15 protein-coding genes and 1 tRNA gene are annotated in these 14,146 nt (G+C 68.7%); 11 read left to right on the forward strand and 5 right to left on the reverse strand.

The features are described from left to right. Positions 1–9 precede the first annotated feature (9 nt). Positions 10–777, forward strand: a complete 768-nt coding sequence (tatC, locus tag RAH39_RS09080) for a twin-arginine translocase subunit TatC (RefSeq protein ID WP_306589776.1) — start codon at positions 10–12, stop codon at positions 775–777. Here tatC and RAH39_RS09085 read toward each other — a convergent pair. Next, complete coding sequence (locus RAH39_RS09085) at positions 723–1,853, reverse strand: UDP-N-acetylglucosamine--N-acetylmuramyl-(pentapeptide) pyrophosphoryl-undecaprenol N-acetylglucosamine transferase (RefSeq protein ID WP_306589777.1); 1,131 nt, start codon at positions 1,851–1,853, stop codon at positions 723–725. The genes tatC and RAH39_RS09085 overlap by 55 nt on opposite strands. 202 nt (positions 1,854–2,055) lie before the next feature. Here RAH39_RS09085 and RAH39_RS09090 point away from each other — a divergent pair, with 202 nt between their 5' ends. Both RAH39_RS09090 and RAH39_RS09095 read left to right on the forward strand, forming a co-directional pair. Beyond that, entirely contained in the window at positions 2,056–2,805 is a 750-nt protein-coding gene (locus RAH39_RS09090) for an electron transfer flavoprotein subunit beta/FixA family protein (protein ID WP_306589778.1), read from the forward strand. A 42-nt stretch (positions 2,806–2,847) separates the two neighbouring features. Further along, positions 2,848–3,819, forward strand: a complete 972-nt coding sequence (locus RAH39_RS09095) for an electron transfer flavoprotein subunit alpha/FixB family protein (RefSeq protein ID WP_306589779.1) — start codon at positions 2,848–2,850, stop codon at positions 3,817–3,819. 249 nt (positions 3,820–4,068) lie between these two features. Here the strand turns inward: RAH39_RS09095 and RAH39_RS09100 are convergent, their stop codons facing one another. From RAH39_RS09100 to RAH39_RS09115, 4 genes are read right to left on the reverse strand one after another with little or no spacing between them, the layout of a single operon-like run. After that, positions 4,069–4,518: a DUF1569 domain-containing protein gene (locus RAH39_RS09100; RefSeq protein WP_306589780.1), complete on the reverse strand. Its 450-nt coding sequence runs from the start codon at positions 4,516–4,518 to the stop codon at positions 4,069–4,071. Between the two features lie 55 nt (positions 4,519–4,573). Next, on the reverse strand, positions 4,574–4,801 hold the full coding sequence (locus RAH39_RS09105) for an RNA-binding protein (protein WP_306589781.1): 228 nt from the start codon (positions 4,799–4,801) through the stop codon (positions 4,574–4,576). Positions 4,802–4,826: 25 nt separating this feature from the next. Then, positions 4,827–5,549: a cyclic nucleotide-binding domain-containing protein gene (locus tag RAH39_RS09110; protein ID WP_306589782.1), complete on the reverse strand. Its 723-nt coding sequence runs from the start codon at positions 5,547–5,549 to the stop codon at positions 4,827–4,829. Positions 5,550–5,574: 25 nt separating this feature from the next. Continuing rightward, positions 5,575–6,102, reverse strand: coding sequence for a free L-methionine (R)-S-oxide reductase MsrC (locus RAH39_RS09115; RefSeq protein ID WP_306589783.1), 528 nt, complete (start codon positions 6,100–6,102; stop codon positions 5,575–5,577). Between the two features lie 24 nt (positions 6,103–6,126). Here RAH39_RS09115 and lpxK point away from each other — a divergent pair, with 24 nt between their 5' ends. The 8 genes from lpxK (at position 6,127) to RAH39_RS09155 (ending at position 14,070) form a co-directional block, all read left to right on the forward strand. After that, complete coding sequence (lpxK, locus tag RAH39_RS09120) at positions 6,127–7,179, forward strand: tetraacyldisaccharide 4'-kinase (RefSeq protein WP_306589784.1); 1,053 nt, start codon at positions 6,127–6,129, stop codon at positions 7,177–7,179. A 119-nt stretch (positions 7,180–7,298) separates the two neighbouring features. Then, entirely contained in the window at positions 7,299–8,573 is a 1,275-nt protein-coding gene (locus RAH39_RS09125) for an ABC transporter substrate-binding protein (RefSeq protein WP_306589785.1), read from the forward strand. Between the two features lie 60 nt (positions 8,574–8,633). Further along, entirely contained in the window at positions 8,634–9,512 is an 879-nt protein-coding gene (locus RAH39_RS09130) for a branched-chain amino acid ABC transporter permease (protein ID WP_306589787.1), read from the forward strand. Position 9,513: 1 nt separating this feature from the next. Then, entirely contained in the window at positions 9,514–11,478 is a 1,965-nt protein-coding gene (locus RAH39_RS09135) for a branched-chain amino acid ABC transporter ATP-binding protein/permease (RefSeq protein WP_306589788.1), read from the forward strand. Positions 11,479–11,488: 10 nt separating this feature from the next. After that, complete coding sequence (locus RAH39_RS09140) at positions 11,489–12,205, forward strand: ABC transporter ATP-binding protein (protein ID WP_306589789.1); 717 nt, start codon at positions 11,489–11,491, stop codon at positions 12,203–12,205. Between the two features lie 58 nt (positions 12,206–12,263). After that, positions 12,264–12,338 (forward strand) — tRNA-Gly (locus RAH39_RS09145). 629 nt (positions 12,339–12,967) lie between these two features. Further along, positions 12,968–13,228: a YkvA family protein gene (locus RAH39_RS09150; protein WP_306589790.1), complete on the forward strand. Its 261-nt coding sequence runs from the start codon at positions 12,968–12,970 to the stop codon at positions 13,226–13,228. 224 nt (positions 13,229–13,452) lie between these two features. After that, entirely contained in the window at positions 13,453–14,070 is a 618-nt protein-coding gene (locus tag RAH39_RS09155) for a GIY-YIG nuclease family protein (RefSeq protein WP_306589791.1), read from the forward strand. Positions 14,071–14,146: the final 76 nt, after the last annotated feature.

The following is a 14,146-nucleotide window of genomic DNA, read 5'->3' on the forward strand; positions in this document are numbered from 1 at the left end:
CTTCCCGCCATGGCGCCTCAGGCTCCGCCGGACAAGATGAGCTTCTGGGAGCACCTCCAGGAGCTGCGGGTCCGCATCGTCCGCTCGCTCATCATCGTCGCGGTGTGCTTCGCCGCGACCTACGCCTTCCGCTTCAAGCTCTGGATCTGGGCCCAGAAGCCCTTCATCGACGCCATGGCCCGCCAGACCGGCAAGGCCGCCGCCGACCTCCAGCCCTTCGCCTTCACCGACCTCACCGAACCCTTCTTCAGTATGATGCGGCTCTCCCTCTGGGCCGCCGCCTTCCTCGCCGCGCCCCTCCTCTTCCACCAGCTCTGGGGCTTCATCCGCCCCGGCCTGATGCCCAAGGAGCGCCGCCTCGTCGTCCCCTTCGTCGTCGTCACTTCCGGCTGCTTCCTCGCGGGATCCGCCTTCGCCTACACCCAGGCGTTCAAGTTCCTCGGCGACATCCTGTTCCAGGAAGCCGCCACCGCCGGGCTGCGGGCCAACCTCCACGTCTCCGACTACCTGGACCTGTTCATCTCCACCACGCTCATCACCGGCGTGATGTTCGAGCTGCCCGTCCTGTTCTTCTTCCTCGCGAAGTTCCGGATCGTGACCGCCCGCCTGATGCTGAAGTACTGGCGCCACGCCACCATGGCCATCCTGATCTTCAGCGCCTTCTTCACCCCCGGCGACGTCGTCGTGACCACGCTGTTCTTCAGCGTCGTCCTCCTCGGCCTCTACTTCATCTCCGTCCTCGTCGCCTGGATCGCCGAACCCGCGCCGCCCAAGTAGGACGCGAGATCGTCCAGGCAGAGGTCCACCGCGCGGTTGGGCTGGGGCGTTCCGGACAGCGACTGTCGAGCGCCCGCGTCCGCCATCAGCGGCTCGAGGGCCGCCGTCAGGCGCGCGGCCAGATTCACATCCTGCTCCACCACCACGGCCCGTCCCTCCGCCGCCAGGGCTTCGGCGTTCTTCCGCTGGTGGTCGTTGGCGCTGCCGGGAATCGGCACCAGGACGGCCCCCCGCCCCGCGGCCTTCAACTCGGCACAGGTGCTGGCGCCCGCCCGGCCCACCACGAGGCTGGCGCCTTCCATCGCCTCGTCCATCGCGGCGATGAACGGCACCAGGGCATGGCGACCGTGGCGGGGCCGCGCGGCCAGGCGCTGCATCTCCGCCCGCCCGACCTGGTGGAGCAGTTCCCAATCAGGGAAGGCCTCGAGGAGGGCGGGCGCAGCCGAAAGGAGCGCTTCGTTGACGGCGCGGGCGCCGCCGCTGCCGCCCACGGCCAGCAGGCGGAAGGGCTCGCTCAGTTCGCCCGCGGGCCGGAAGGCCCGGAGGAAGGCGGCCCGCACCGGCGTCCCCACCACCCGGCAATCCGCCCCGGGCAGCAGCGGCTTCACCGCCTCGAGCCCGCACCACACGCGGCCCGCCTTCGGCGCCACCAGCTTGGCCAGGGCGCCCGGCGCGGCGTTGCTCTCGTGCAGGAAGAAGGGGATGCCCATCGCCCGCGCCGCGAGGAGCGCGGGCGCCGCGGCGTAGCCGCCGGTGCCGATCACCGCCCAGGGCCGCTCCCGGCGCCACAGGGCCTTCAGCAGGCCCGTCGCGCGCCACAGCTTCCACGCCGCGCGGGCGGCCTTCAGGGGCGAGCGGCCCAGGAAGCCCTCCACGTCCAGCAGCAGGTGGGGCCAGGGGCCGCCGGGCAGCTCCCGCGCCTCGATCCCGCGGCGCGCGCCCACGAAGGCGACGGGGCGGCCCGGCCACCGCGCCTGCGCCGCTTCCGCCAGCGCGAGGGCGGGAAAGAAGTGGCCGCCGGTGCCCCCTCCGGTCAGGACGAGGGTTCCGGCGAAGGCGGGTGTGGTCGAATGCATGATCGGACCACGATAGCGGAACCTCTTCCTCCGACCTCGCACTTCACCCCGTCCGCCTCCCTGAGGACAAAGGCATCGCCTACCCGGAGACAGGCATGATTCCTGGCACAAACAGCTGGAAGCGGAGGGGATTCCCCGCGCTAGAATGCCCCTTTGCCGCCGGGCCGAATCCGGTTCGCCCACGACGCATCAGGGAGCGCCCATGAAGATCCTCGTCGCCCTCAAGCAGGTCCCCGACACCGAGACCAAGATCAAGGTCGCCGCCGATGGCCGGTCCCTCGATCCCGCCGACGTGAAGTGGATCACCAGCCCGTACGACGAGTACGCATTGGAAGAGGCCATCCGCCTGAAGGAATCCAAGGGCGCGGAAGTGACGGCCCTCTCCGTCGGCGGCGATTCCGTCAAGGAAGTGCTCAAGAACGCCCTGGCGCTGGGCGCGGACACCGCCGTCCTGCTGAAGGGCGACGGCCAGGGCGACGCCTTCGCCGTGGCGCAGATGATCGCCGCCTACGCCAAGGACAAGGGCTTCGACCTGATCCTCTGCGGCAACAAGGGCCTCGGCGGCGATAACGCCGCGATGGGTCCCATGCTCGCCGAGCTGCTGGGCGTGGCCCAGGCCAACGTGGTGGTGAAGCTCGAACTGGGCGACGGCACCTTCAAGGCCGAGCGCGAGATCGAAGGCGGATCCGAGGTGGTGGAGGGCGCCCTGCCCGTGGTGGTGACCGCCCAGAAGGGCCTCAACGAGCCCCGCTACGCCAGCCTGAAGGGCATCATGGCCGCCAAGAAGAAGACCATCGAGGAAGTGGACGCGGCCCCGGCCGCCGCGGGGGCCCAGACCAGCGCCCTGGCGCTGCCGCCGGAGCGCCCCGCCGGCCGCCGGCTGGAGGGCGAGCCCGCGCAGCAGGCCCAGGCCCTGCTCCAGGCGCTCAAGGACGAAGCCAAGGTCTTCTAGCCGCTCCCCGCCGACCGAATCCGACCCGAAAGGACGACATCCATGATTCTCGTGTTCTGTGAACTGAAGGACGGCCAGATCCGCAAACCCAGCCTCGAAGCCCTGAGCGAGGGCCGCCGCCTGGCCGACGCGTCGGGCAGGCAGCTGGGCGCCCTGTTCGTCGGCGCCTCCGCCGCCGGCTCCGCCGCGGCCGCGCAGTACGGCGCCGACGCGATCCTCACCGCCGAGGCGCCCGCCCTGGCCTCCTACTCCAGCGACGCCTTCGCGGCCGTGCTGGCCGACGCGGTGAAGGCCAAGGGCGCCACCGTCCTCCTGGCCGCCGCCACCGCCGTGGGCAAGGACGTGGCCCCCCGCGCCGCCGCCCGCCTGGGCGCCGGCTACGCCTCCGACGTCACCGGGCTGTCCATGGTGGACGGCAAGCTCCAGGCGGTTCGCCCGGTCTACGCCGGAAAGGCCTTCGCCACCACCTCCTTCGCCAGCGCGGTCCAGGTGGCCACCACGCGGCCCAACGTCTTCCCCGCCGCCGAGAAGGCCGGCGCGGGCGCGACCGAGGCCCTCTCCGTCCCCGCGGGCGACTTCAAGTCCGTGGTGAAGGAGATCCTCGCCAAGGCCAGCGGCAAGGTGGACCTCAGCGAAGCCAACGTCATCGTCAGCGGTGGCCGGGGCATGAAGGACGGCGCCAACTTCAAGATTCTCGAAGAGCTGGCCGACGCCCTGGGCGGCGTGGTCGGCGCCTCCCGTGCCGCGGTGGACGCAGGCTGGGGCCTGCCCCACAGCATGCAGGTGGGCCAGACCGGCAAGGTCGTCAGCCCCACCCTCTACATCGCCTGCGGCATCAGCGGCGCCATCCAGCACATCGCCGGCATGAGCGGCTCGAAGTACATCGTCGCCATCAACAAGGACCCCGAGGCGCCCATCTTCAAGCTGGCGAACTACGGGATCGTCGGAGACCTGTTCGAAGTCGTCCCCGAACTCACCAAGGCCGCGAAGACCATGGGTGTCGGCGTCCACTAGGCGCCGATCCCTTGCCCCGTCCGCGCCCAGCATTCGCCGGGCGCTGTCATTCAGGCCGCGCCTCCGGCTTGCCTTCACGAACGGGGCTACGCTCCATCGATCGGACGGAGCCTCCGTCGAAGACCTGTTTGAGGTGGTACCCGAACTCACCAAGGCCGCCAAGGCCCTGGGCGTCGGCGTCCACTGGAACCGCGCCCTCCCACACGAAAGCGCCCGGCGGATGCCGGGCGCTTTCGTTTTCGGGGAGGTCTACGCCCCGAACTGCCTCAAATGGTGGTCCAGGTGCTTGTAGGCCAGGATGCCCCATTCCTCGCCGCTGAGGCGGCCGAAGAAGATGTGGGTGGCCTTGGCCGCCGTGGCGGGGCCGCGCTGGACGAAGCGGTCGATGGCGTTGGCGAGGCGGGCGCGCTCGGCGTCGAAGGCACAGGGGTCGGCCACCACGAGGAAGGGCGCGGTGGGGGCGTTCCGGCGGAAGGGGCGGTCGCCGAAGACCCGACCGCGGATGAAGGGCATGACGAGCTTCCCGAGGAAGATCTGCTTCACCGGGCGATCCGACATCCCCGCTTCCAGGCCGCGGGCGCAGTGGCACAGCATCTGGGCGGGATCCATGGTCCCCCAGTGGCGGGCCGTGGCGGGCTCCAGCTCGGCCAGGCGCAACGCCAGCGAATCCCGGTCGGCGGGGACGAACAGGGAATGCATGGAGACCTCCGGGACCAGGGACTTCCACGATAGCCCGTCCGGGCCGGGGCCAGGGTCACAGGGGCTCGAAGCCCTCGTCCCGCAGGAAATCCCGGGCGTCCTCGGGATCGCCGAACCGGGCCACCACCGTGTCGCCCTCGCGCACGTCGCCGTCCAGGGCGTCCAGGCTGTTCCGCTCCCGGATCACGCAGGCGCCCCCGATCTCGTCCAGCCCGAACTGGACCAGTTCCCGGATCCCGCCGTGCTCGTCCCGCCACAGCTCCACCCGCAGGTCCGCACCCATTCGTCCTCCTTCCGCCCCGAAAAAGCTAGGCCTTCTCGAAGAACATGACCACCATCCCGAACCCCACGCGGTCGCCGGGCTTCAGCTCCCGGGGCTCGCCGGGCTGGATCCGCTCGCCGCGCACGAAGGTGCCGTTGGCCACGCCGGGCTCCTCCAGCAGGAAATAGCGGCCGTGCTCGCACAGGATCCGGGCATGGCGCCGGGAGACGCTGAGGTTGTGGTCCTCTTCGGTGAGGTCGATGTCCGGATGCACCCCCGTGGTGGGGTCGAAGCGGCCGATGAGGGAGCCGTGCGCCAAAATCGGATGGGGGCGACCCCCCAGGACGGACACCAGATTCGCCACCGGGCCGCTGGGGGCCTTGGCGGCGCGGTGGGCGTCCAGCGCCTCCAGGCGCTGCCCGAGCTCGCGGTGGCGCTGGGCCAGCCGCTGCATCATCTTCACGGATACTTCGGGGTTCTGCCGGATCATCCGGAGGAAGGTCCCGCGGTTGATGGCGATGAGGTCCGAGTCCTCCAGGGCCATGGCGGTGTGCAGCCGCGGCAGCGCCTCCAGGAGGCTGCCCTCGCCGAAGAAGTCGCCCTTGGCCAGCTCCTCCGCCCAGTCGCCCTTGGGCTCCTCCGACACGTACAGCCGCACCTTGCCCGCCAGGATGATGTACATCTGCTGGGCCATCTCGCCCTTGCGGAAGATGATCTCGCCTTCGCGGAAGCGCAGCTTGCTTTGATCGATGAAGCTGGGTTCGGCCATGCGGGTCCCGGGAGCGTGCCCTAGGTTAACCCAGGGGCTCGGCGACAGGGGAGAAGACCCGGGCCAGCAGACCTTCGAGCAGACGGGCTTCGGCCGCGGAGAAGCCCTCCGGATGGGGCGAGTCCAGGTCCAGGACCGCGATGAGGCGCCCCCCCGCGACCACGGGAATCACCAGTTCGCTGCGGGTGGCGTCGTCGCAGGCGATGTGCCCGGGGAAGGCGTGGACGTCGGGCACCAGCTGGGTCGCCTCCGTCCGGGCGCAGGCGCCGCACACGCCCCGCTCGAAGGGGATCCGGAGGCAGCCCATCCCACCCTGATAGGGACCCACCGCCAGCATCCGCTCCCCCACGCGGCGGTAGAACCCGCACCAGTTGGCCTGGGGGAGGGTGTCCCACAGGAGGCAGGCCAGGGTGGCCTCAAGGGCGACCTCGTCGGTCTCGCCCTCGACGGCGGCCAGGATCTGGGGAAGGGCCGCCTCCAGCCGCGCCACCCGGGCCGCTTCCGGCAGCAGAACGCCCCGCTCCGCCTTCTCCAGCAGGATGCCCTCGCTCATGGTGTCCTCCGCTAACCTGGGTCCATGTCCATTCTGCGCTATCTGGCGGCCCCGCTCGCCCCCCTCTACGGGTCGGTGATCCGGGCGCGGAACCGCAGCTTCGACGCCCATCCCGAGCGGGCCGTCCGCGCCGGCGTACCGGTGGTTTCCGTGGGGAACCTCAGCGCCGGGGGCACGGGCAAGACGCCCCTCACCCTCTTCCTGGCCGAGGGGCTGCAGGCGGCGGGGTGGAGCAACGCCGTCCTGTCCCGGGGCTACGGCGGACGGCGGGACATCGATCCCATGAGCGTGGAGCCGGATTCCGATCCGCGCCAGACGGGCGACGAGCCCCTCCTGATGGCGCGCCGCCTGGGGCCGGAGCGGGTGGTGGTGGGCCGGAAGCGCCACGCCGCGGCCCTCCGCGCCCTGGCCCAGCGGCCGGACCTCGCGTGCCTGCTGCTGGACGACGGCTTCCAGCACCGCGCCCTCCACCGCGACCTCGACCTGCTGGTGCTCGACGGCGTGCGGCTGTGGGGCAACGGGCGGATGCTGCCCCTGGGCGACCTGCGGGAGCCCATGGACAGCGCGCGGCGGGCCCACGCCCTGGTGGTGACCCGCGCCGGGCGGGTGAAGAACCGCGCGGCGGTGGAAGCCTGGTGGGTCCGCCACGGCCACGGCGGCGGCCCCATCTTCTGGGTGGATTTCGCCCTGGGCGCCCTGCGCCGTTGGCCCGGCGGGGAACGCTCTCCCCTGCCCGGCCCCGCGCCCGAGCCGGGGCGTGCCTTCGCGTGGTGCGGGCTGGGCCATCCCGAGGCGTTCTACGCCGATCTCCTGGTGGCGGGCGTGCCCTGGGCCGGGACGCACAGTTTCGGCGACCACCGGGGTCCCTCTCCCGCGGAACTGGGAACTCTCCAGGCCCTCGCCCGCCGGGCGGAGGCCGACTGGCTGATCTGCACGGAGAAGGACGCGGTGAAGCTCGGCGAGCCCCACGCGCGGGCCCTGGAGCTGCCCCTGCTCGTGGCGGAACAGCGCGTGGTGGGCGGGGAAGAGCTGCTGGCGTGGATTCTCCACCGCCTGGAAGGGCCCGGGCGGGAATAGAACGCGTTCGAAGGCCGATGCGGGCGACGCCTTCCCAGGAGCGGGGAGGGCCGCTATGCTTGCGCCCACCCAGCTCCTTCAACCAGGCCCCATCCACCCCCTCTCCGCGGGAGCACCCGATGCTGAAGCAGACCTTCTACGTGTCGCTGTTGACCGCCGCCCTGGGCCTCCAGGCCGCCGGCGACACCGTCAAGATCGCCCTCACGGGCCCCTTCACGGGCGGGTCCGCGCCCATGGGCAGCTCCATGCGCGACGGCGCGCGGCTGGCCATCTCCGAGATCAACGCCGCCGGCGGGGTGCAGGTGGGTGGCCGGAAGCTGAAGATCGAGGCCGTGGAGCGGGACGACGAAGCCAAGAACGAGCGCGGCGCCCTCATCGCCCAGGAACTGGCCGCCATGGGCGACCTGGCTGGCGTGATCGGCACCGTCAACACCGGCGTCTGCATCGCCGGGGACCGTCACCTCCAGGAGAAGGGCATCACCAAGATCATCTGCCCGGCGGCGGGTTCGGCCTCCATGACCCAGTGGAGCAAGGCCGGAGCGAAGGACCTGTCAATCTTCCGGTTCGCGGCCCACGACGGCATCCAGTCCGCCATGGTGGTGGAGGAGGCCCTCCGCCGGAAGTACTCGAAGGTGGCCGTGGTCTACGACTCCACCAACTACGGCGTGTCCGGCCGCGACGACCTCCTGGACCAGATCAAGAAGCAGGGGAACCAGCTCCAGGTCGTGGCCCAGGAGAAGTTCAACATCGGCGACAAGGACATGACGGCCCAGCTCCTCCGCTGCAAGGCGGGCGGCGCCCAGGCCATCCTGATCTGGGGGATCGGGCCGGAACTGGCGGCGGTCTCCAACGGCATGGCCAAGATCGGGATGAAGGCGCCGCTGATCGGCGGGTGGACGCTGTCCATGTCCAACTACATCGACAACGCCGGCAAGAACGGGAACGGCACGCTGATGCCCCAGACCTTCATCGAGGAGCCCATCACCCCCAAGGCCAAGAGCTTCATCGAGGGCTACCACAGCGCCTTTAAGGTGAACCGCATCCCCTCGCCCGTCTCCGCCGCCCAGGGCTACGACGCCGTCTACCTCTTCGCCGCGGCGGTGAAGCAAGCAGGCACCACGGACACCCACCGGGTCAAGGAAGCCCTCGAGGACCTGAAGGAGCCCGTGAAGGGCGTCATCGCCACCTGGAACCGCCCCTTCACCAAGTGGGATCCCGCCAACGTCGAGACCCACGAGGCCTTCCGCCGGGAACAGACCGTGATGGGCATGGTGCAGGACGGCCGCGTGGTGTTCGCCAACGCCGCCGATAAGGACCGGCTGGTCAAGGCCGCCGCGGGCACCACCCCGGCGAAGGCCCCCGCCAAGACTCCCGCCAAGCCCAAGGCCAAGTAGGCCGCTTCGCCACCGGGGGGCTTCGGCCCCCCTCCTTTTCCCTCCCGAGGCCCCGCCTTCATGAACGCTTCGATCATCGGACAGATGGCCGTCAGCGGCGCCCTGATGGGCCTGGTGTACGCGCTCATCGCCTACGGCTTCCAGCTGACCTACGCCACCAGCAAGAGCATCAATTTCGGGCAGGGCGAACTGGTGATGGTCTCGGCCTTCTTCAGCCTGACCCTCATGAACCTCGGCCTGCCCTACTGGGCCATGGTCCCCGGCGGGCTGCTGTTCGGCGCGCTGCTGGGACTGGTGGTGGAGCGGGCCGGCGTGCGGCTGGCGCTGGAGCAGAAGAGCGAGGGCTGGATCCTGCTGACCATCATCCTCGGGCTGTTCTTCTTCTCCGCCGCCGAGAACATCTGGGGGAAGGACGACCGCCCCTTCCCCACGCCCCTCTCCGCGGATCCCATCCACGTCCTGGGGGTGGACGTCACCCGGGTCGAACTCTCGGTGGCCGTGGGCGTGCTGGCCATCATGGGCCTCATCGAGCTGTTCAAGCGGCGGACGCTGCTGGGCAAGGCCTTCGAGGCCGTGTCCGCCGACCGCGACGCGGCGGAATTGATGGGCATCAGCGCCACCCGCACCGTGATGCTGTCCTACGCCCTGTCCGGCGCGGTGGCGGCCCTGGCCGGGATCCTGGTCGCACCCATCACCACCGTGGGCCCCACCATGGCCTCGGCCCTGATCCTCAAGGCCTTCTCCGTGGCGGTGGTGGCGGGCCTGGATTCGGGCTTCGGCGTGGTCCTGGTCGGCATGTTCCTGGGCGCGCTGGAGAGCCTGGCGAGCTTCTACCTGGGCAGCGGCTGGCGGGAAGCGCCGGGCCTCACGCTCCTGATCCTCGCCCTGGCCGCCCGCCCCACCGGCGTGTTCGGCAAGGCCGCCATCCGGAAGGTGTGAGATGCGCCGCCTGCTGATGCTCCGGGGCGCCGAACTGGCCGCCTTCCTCCTCCTCGCCGCCGTGCCCCTGGCGGTGGCGAACCCCTACGCCCTGGGCCTCCTCACGCTCCTCGCCATCTACGCGATCCTGCTCATCGGACTCGACGTCACCGTGGGCTACCTCGGCCAGGTGAACCTCGCCCATGTCGCATTCCTCGGCCTGGGCGCCTACACCGCGGGCCTCGCCGTGACCAAGCTCGGGATGGGAATGGCCCCGGCACTGCTCGCCGCGCTGATCGTGGGCGTCGCCCTCGGCGGCCTCCTGGCTCTGCCCGCCCTGCGGCTCGAAGGCCCCCAGTTCGCGCTGGCCACCCTCAGCTTCGCCGCCCTCAGCACCACGGCCCTCAACGAGCTGGAGCCCCTCACCGGCGGCGCCCAGGGGCTGAGCCTGACCCGCCCTCCGGTGTTCGGCCACGCGCTCACGCCGCCGGGCTTCTACTGGCTGTGCCTCGCCCTGCTGGCGGTGGTGTGGATGGTCATGCGGAACCTGCTGTCCTCCCAGTGGGGCCGCGCTTTCGAGGCCCTGCGGGACAGCCCCATCGCCACGGACGCCATGGGCGTCGGCACCTACCGCCACAAGGTCGCCGCCTTCGCCCTGGGGTCGGGCCTCGGCGGGCTGGCGGGCGGGCTGTACGCCTTCAACTTCCAGTACCTCCAGCCCCAGAGCTTCGTCTACGAGCTGATGGTGATCCTCCTCCTGGGCGTGGTCCTGGGCGGCCGCAAGAGCCTGTGGGGCGCCCTGGTCGGCGCGTCGCTCGTGGTCCTGCTCCCCAACCTCCTGTCCAAGCGCGACCTCTTCCAGATCGTCAGCGGGATCGGCTTCGCCCTGGCGGTGGCGGCGGGGCTCCGCGGCCTGGTGAAGAAGACCATGAGTCCCTTCCAGGCCCTGGCCCCCGTGGCCGCCATGGGCCTGCTGGTGGGGGGCAGCCTGCTGGTGCGGAACACCGAGGATTGGCGCAAGGCGATCTTCTCGCTGATGCTCTTCTCCGTGGTGGTGGGCCTGCCGGAGGGCCTCATGGGCTTCCTGGGCCAGTTCCTGACGAAGCTGTTCCGGGTGCCGCCCTCGCCGCTGCCTGCGCCTTCCGCCCTGGACGACGTGCTTCCGCTGCGGTCCATGGAGGAGGGCCCCCTGCTCGTTCTTCAGGACCTGAAGCGCCACTTCGGCGGCGTGAAGGCGGTGGACGGGCTGTCCATGACCGTCCGCGCCGGCAGCATCCATGGGCTGATCGGCCCCAACGGCTCGGGCAAGAGCACCGTGGTGAACGTCATCTCGGGGCTGTACACGCCCTCCGACGGGAAGGTCCTCCTCCGGGGCGCCCCCCTGCCCCAGGGAAGCCTGTACCGCGTCGCCCGGGGCGGCGTGGCGCGGACGTTCCAGAACCTCCAGCTCTTCGGCGAGCTGACCGCCCTGGAGAACGTGATGGTCGCGCTCAAGGGCGTCTACCGCGCGCCGCTGCTCCTGGTGCTCCTCGGCCTCGCCCGCACGGAAGAACGCCGCGCCCGGGCCGACGCCCTGGCGCTCCTCGACCTGATCGGGCTGAAGGACGAGGCCCGGACGAAGGCCAAGGACCTCACCTACGGCGCCCAGCGGTTCCTGGAGATCGCCCGCGCCCTGGCCCGCCGGCCCGATCTCCTGATCCTCGACGAGCCCGCCGCGGGCCTCGCCCATCCCGACGTCCTCCAGCAGGTCGCGATCATCCGGAAGGTCCACGCCCGGGGCGTGACCATCGTCCTCATCGAGCACCACATGGACGTGGTCAGCGAACTCTGCGACCGCGTGACGGTCCTCGACGGCGGGAAGGTCATCGCCGAGGGCACGCCCGCCGACGTGAAGCGGGATCCCAAGGTGATGGAGGCCTACCTCGGCCAGGCCGCTCCCGGCTCCGCGCCCATCGAATCCGGCGGCCCCGAGCCGCTGCCCGCGTGAGGAGCCCGGCATGCTGAGGGTGGACGATCTCCATGCGGGCTACGGCGCCAGCGAAGTGCTGGCCGGCGTTTCCCTGACCGTGGCGCCCGGCGCGGTGGTGGCCCTGATCGGCGCCAACGGCGCGGGCAAGACCACCACCATGCGCGCCCTCTCCGGGGCGATCCGCCCCCGGCGCGGAAAGGTGCTCCTGGACGGACGCGAGGTCCAGGGACTGGACGCCTCGCGCATCGCGCGCCTCGGCCTCGCCCACGCCCCCGAGGGCCGAAAGGTGTTCGGGCCGCTGTCCGTGGAGGACAACCTCCTCCTGGGCGCCTACGGTCGCCTCCCCAAATTTCTCGGGTTCAAGGCCGCCGCCCGGAGCGACCTCGACCGCGTCTACGCGCTCTTCCCCCGCCTGCGGGACCGCGCGCGCCAGGCCGCGGGCACACTGTCCGGCGGCGAGCAGCAGATGCTGGCGATCGGCCGCGCCCTCATGGCCCGACCCAAGGTGATGCTCCTGGACGAGCCCTCCATGGGCCTCGCGCCGGTCATCGTGCAGGAAGTCTTCCGCACCATCCGCCGCCTGAAGGAGGAGGGCATCACCCTGCTCCTCGTCGAACAGTTCGCCAAGAGCGCCCTCGAAGTGGCCGATTACGCCTACGTCATGGAGCGCGGCCGCATCGCCGTCGAAGGCACCCCCGCCGACCTCGCCCGCAACGAGCGCGTCATCGCCGCCTACCTCGGCTGACGCCCAAGCACCCACCCGTTGGCACCCGCCCCCACCTGCGCTAGCATGGACCCCTGCCGCGGGCGTAGTTCAGTGGTAGAACGCAAGCTTCCCAAGCTTGATGTCGTGGGTTCAATCCCCATCGCCCGCTCCAACGAAGAAGGGCTCCCGCACGGGAGCCCTTCTTCGTTGGATTGGACATGGCGGGGATTGAAATCGCTGAATCGCTGGCAGGTAGGCTCCCGAAGGGGCAGTCCAGGGGACTGCTCCTTCGGATAAGAGCCGTGCCAGCGATTCGCGCGGCCGGAGCGGCGGCGAAGACGCCGCGGAGGAATCCCCATCGCCCCTCCCCACATTGAACCGCCTCGCATAGGGTTCGTGCGCTTTAGAGAAAAAAAGTTAGGGCGGAAACCATTAGGAACAGGCTCCCCGTGGAGACAGCCGAATCACCCTCACGCCCCACTACCGCGTTCGCGCTTCGCGCACCAGTCCTCATCCCTCTTTCACACGTCTGCCTATCTGCCTGGAACAGGCGCTCCGCCCTATCGATCCAGGGTCACCTATCGCGCTAATATTCGGACCAGATCCTCGTTCCCACGTGCCAGACGTGATTCAAATCATCCTCTTTTTAGTCCGCCAAGGAGTTTAATGGATTCGCCTATTCCATCTGCAACGAATCTCCGTCCTCCGGCTGAATCCTCAGATTGGACGAACCATTCACCCTCATGTCCCCGACGTTCAATCCAAAGTTAGGCGTCCTCCCCAATCACACATGGAGATCCAATGACAGAGCAAAACCAGGGCTTCTCCAATGAATATTCCGATGAGAGATTCTGGGAAAAGCTAAAACGATATGCGAAAACGGCCGGCAAAGAAGTGATCGAGAAGGCCCTCTGGTTGTACTATGCCGCTCAAGAAAAGGAGACACCACTTTGGGCTAAGGCTGTCTGCTACGGGGCTCTCGGCTACTTCATATCTCCCATCGATGCAATTCCTGATGTGACTCCTGTCGTCGGGTACGCCGATGATCTCTCGGTGTTTTAGTTGCAGCTATCGCTACGGTGGCTGCCTTCATCAACGACAATGTCAAAGCAAACGCTGCAAAGAAACTTCGAGATTGGTTTGGTGAATAAGGGCCTAACCCTTAGCTCAACTCGGACCCCGCCTGCATTGCCTTCCGTTCTCTCTCAACCTCGTGCTTCCTCGGCTCCGCTCATCGCCTCGGCACAAGCGCGGCCGGTTAGCCTCCATCGTTAGGTACCTCACGTATGTTATGGGGCTTCATTTACTTTCTGACCAACCCGTCCATACCTGGACTGGTCAAGATTGGGCAAACAACGCAGGAGATTGAAACACGCATTCGCCAGCTCAACTCAACGGGAGTTCCAACTCCTTTTTCACTTGCTGTATGCATATCCGTCGTCGATCCACCCCGGGTTGAGGCTGAATTACATACCTTATTGGCGGACTATCGCTACTCCAAGGATCGTGAGTTCTTCTCCGGATCGGTTGCCAATCTGTTGAGAGAAGCGATACCGCTACTGCTTCAAGCGGTTGAGACAACAACACCCTCTACTCAAATACCCAAGCGAAAGCGCGCCATCGATCTTGAACCTAAGGCTGTAGAACTTCTCGTCTGCCTTGCAGGCGAACAGCGTATGTACGGGTATGACGAGTACGAATTACTCCGATGGTTTAAGGAAGAGCCAACCCTCAAGACAGAAGCGCGTCTTGCTCATCTGAAGGAGCTCAAGCTAGTCATGGAGAAGCGCTCTCGAAATGCCTGGCAAGGTTCACGCTGGCGAATCACCAGCGAAGGGAAAAAATTTCTCTTCGACTATGGATATGTCACCGACGAGATGCTGCGCCAGGGGGAAGACCCCTAGCCCTCCGCTCAACTCGGACCCAACCGCTCGAAGCTTCTACGCCTTTCCCCTCCCATCGCCCAGGAGTAAACGCTTA

Origin of the sequence: Geothrix sp. 21YS21S-4, assembly GCF_030845995.1 — a bacterium.
Taxonomy (GTDB): Bacteria; Acidobacteriota; Holophagae; order Holophagales; family Holophagaceae; genus Geothrix.

Excerpts from the sequence above, each read along its gene's own strand:
- tatC (WP_306589776.1), top strand. The coding sequence starts at position 10 with ATGGCGCCTCAGGCTCCGCCGGACAAGATGAGCTTCTGGGAGCACCTC.
- RAH39_RS09085 (WP_306589777.1), bottom strand. The coding sequence starts at position 1,853 with ATGCATTCGACCACACCCGCCTTCGCCGGAACCCTCGTCCTGACCGGA.
- RAH39_RS09090 (WP_306589778.1), top strand. The coding sequence starts at position 2,056 with ATGAAGATCCTCGTCGCCCTCAAGCAGGTCCCCGACACCGAGACCAAG.
- RAH39_RS09095 (WP_306589779.1), top strand. The coding sequence starts at position 2,848 with ATGATTCTCGTGTTCTGTGAACTGAAGGACGGCCAGATCCGCAAACCC.
- RAH39_RS09100 (WP_306589780.1), bottom strand. The coding sequence starts at position 4,518 with ATGCATTCCCTGTTCGTCCCCGCCGACCGGGATTCGCTGGCGTTGCGC.
- RAH39_RS09105 (WP_306589781.1), bottom strand. The coding sequence starts at position 4,801 with ATGGGTGCGGACCTGCGGGTGGAGCTGTGGCGGGACGAGCACGGCGGG.
- RAH39_RS09110 (WP_306589782.1), bottom strand. The coding sequence starts at position 5,549 with ATGGCCGAACCCAGCTTCATCGATCAAAGCAAGCTGCGCTTCCGCGAA.
- RAH39_RS09115 (WP_306589783.1), bottom strand. The coding sequence starts at position 6,102 with ATGAGCGAGGGCATCCTGCTGGAGAAGGCGGAGCGGGGCGTTCTGCTG.
- lpxK (WP_306589784.1), top strand. The coding sequence starts at position 6,127 with ATGTCCATTCTGCGCTATCTGGCGGCCCCGCTCGCCCCCCTCTACGGG.
- RAH39_RS09125 (WP_306589785.1), top strand. The coding sequence starts at position 7,299 with ATGCTGAAGCAGACCTTCTACGTGTCGCTGTTGACCGCCGCCCTGGGC.
- RAH39_RS09130 (WP_306589787.1), top strand. The coding sequence starts at position 8,634 with ATGAACGCTTCGATCATCGGACAGATGGCCGTCAGCGGCGCCCTGATG.
- RAH39_RS09135 (WP_306589788.1), top strand. The coding sequence starts at position 9,514 with ATGCGCCGCCTGCTGATGCTCCGGGGCGCCGAACTGGCCGCCTTCCTC.
- RAH39_RS09140 (WP_306589789.1), top strand. The coding sequence starts at position 11,489 with ATGCTGAGGGTGGACGATCTCCATGCGGGCTACGGCGCCAGCGAAGTG.
- RAH39_RS09150 (WP_306589790.1), top strand. The coding sequence starts at position 12,968 with ATGACAGAGCAAAACCAGGGCTTCTCCAATGAATATTCCGATGAGAGA.
- RAH39_RS09155 (WP_306589791.1), top strand. The coding sequence starts at position 13,453 with ATGTTATGGGGCTTCATTTACTTTCTGACCAACCCGTCCATACCTGGA.